We start from the raw sequence: 2149 nt of genomic DNA on the forward strand, positions 1-2149 counted from the left end.
TTTTTAGCTTGATGGTACTATTGTTTTTAATAGGCAATATACCCGGAGCAAATGCAGCACCTATTGGAGGAGCTGATAGTTACCAATTGTTAGATAATGACCATGGTGCGAAGGGAAGTTCCAAAAATGCTATGGAAGGAACCTGGACGTATGGGAATTACGGGAATGATTACAAAGGAGATCATAGAATAGCAAAAAATAGTGGTTCCGCATATGAGTGGAGATTTACAAAAGATTCAGGGAAAAGACAGTATTACGCTTATTTACGTCACCCTGATTTCGTAAATCCATCTGCTTCTTACCTAGTTTGGACACATAGTTTAACCGACAAGCTGTCGTGGAGTAACAGCGTGGGATCCATTAATCAAAATACAGCTTATCCGGGATGGAACAAAATAGGAAGCAAGAAGGCATATGACTCAGATACGAGGTTTTTTCAGGTAATGATTATTAACGGAAGTTATAAAACTGGTGCCGATGGTGCCGAAGTAGATTTCTATAAATAAATGGGGGATACTATGAAAAAGCTAAAAATTACTATGCTGGCCGCATCCATCATTGTTGGTGGTTCAGTAATTGGATATGGATTTAGTAGCCCGAATCTATATGCAAAAGCAGATAATGAGCAGAAAAAACAGGAAAGTGTTAGTGCTAAGGATGAATTAAAACTGGGTAAAAAAGAAATCATCCAAAACAAGATGTATAACTCGATTGATAATTTTAAGAATTTAAAAGGCCGTTTTATCTATGGTAGTGATGCGATAGGTGACAAATTTGTTGTCGATTATCATATCCAAAGAGAAAAAGATGCTTTTACTCATGTGAAGACTTCCTCTTCACAAGGTGTAAGTGAACAATTATATTCAGCTAAGACGAATGAAATTACGAGAATCAATCATGCAGAAAAACTTGCTGTTAACGCCTACGTACCTAAAGCTTCAGAAGAAAACACAACAAATACAAATGAACAGAAAAACCCTCACGATAAAACCTATACGAATGAAGTCGGAGAGAAGGTTTTTGATAGAAGAGAAGATACCACACAATTAGATGGAGTAGCTGCAACTTCGATTTTCCCACAAGATATAGCTGCGTCCTTTTTAGAGGATTATAGTAAGTGGGACATTGTATCAGAAAATGAAAAAGTCAATGGTCTCCAAGCAGTGTTGATTGAAGGAACGTTGAGTGACTATTTCCAAGAAAAACATAGTGCAAAAACGTTTAAACTCTGGGTACATGCTGAAACAGGTATCTTGTTAGCGATGGAAGAAATTGATGAAAAAGGCGAAGTGAAAGAATTTATTGAAACAGAGGATATTCAACTAAGTCCAAGCCAAAGTGTAAATGTCCAAAGTGTTTCAATCCCATCTGATTACAAGAAAATTGGATTTGGTAAGAGGTAATGAACAAAAACAGTCTAACTCTCAAATTTTGTGTGTTGATTATGACAGTTGGTTTTGCAACCGGTTGTTCCCAAACCGAACTCAATAATGCTTCAAAAAGTACAGGGGTTCGGGAAGATGTCCTATCTATGGGTATCACTTTTACGAATGAAATGAAAGACAGCGTTAACAATGGAGATATGGATATTAAGGAAAAAATCGATGATCTGGCTTATGAATTAAAAGTAGTCTGTGTTGAAAAAAATGATTATAAGAACTTTTCAGACAAAGAGATGAAATTTGTTGATACATTGGGTGAAATACGCATAGCCTATGATGGAGTTGTATTTACTCGCAATCCCAAATACAATAAGAGTGAAAAGAAAAGAGAGGCAGCTCTTGATGTCTTTAATCAATTGGTTTCTACTTTTGATAGAAATTATACCAAATGAGCAGACTTTATTTGAGAAAGCGAACCTAAATAAAAACAAAAAGGTGGTAGCTATTATTATCCATAACCGTGACTTTATTTGAACTTTCTCTTGTGGAAGAGTCTCTAAAATTATTCCATAAAGTAAACTAGCCATTAATAAAGAAACCGCTTATCCTCTTGATGAGAACGAGCGGTTTTAACATCAGAGATTAATTGATTATTCCTTTTGCTTTAAACATGGCTTTTGATAAATTAGTGATGGTTGTGGATTTTTCTCCTATGTAACCATAAAATAAAGTTTTCCTAGACAAAATAAAGTTTTCCGATTTAGACT

Annotated in this window: 3 protein-coding genes; all 3 read left to right on the plus strand. The window is 35.3% G+C overall.

The window, feature by feature from the left end:
* A partial coding sequence (locus tag ACI35L_RS08670) for a hypothetical protein (RefSeq protein ID WP_439802682.1) occupies positions 1-506 on the plus strand: 506 nt, incomplete at its 5' end.
* 12 nt (positions 507-518) lie between these two features.
* Positions 519-1403 (plus strand): hypothetical protein, encoded by an 885-nt coding sequence (locus tag ACI35L_RS08675; RefSeq protein ID WP_439802683.1) that lies wholly within the window; start codon positions 519-521, stop codon positions 1401-1403.
* Complete coding sequence (locus tag ACI35L_RS08680; RefSeq protein ID WP_439802684.1) at positions 1403-1834, plus strand: hypothetical protein; 432 nt, start codon at positions 1403-1405, stop codon at positions 1832-1834. Before ACI35L_RS08675 ends, ACI35L_RS08680 begins: the two co-directional genes overlap by 1 nt.
* The last annotated feature ends 315 nt before the right edge of the window (positions 1835-2149 follow it).

The organism is Pradoshia sp. (assembly GCF_051873915.1).
Taxonomy (GTDB): domain Bacteria; phylum Bacillota; class Bacilli; order Bacillales; family Pradoshiaceae; genus Pradoshia.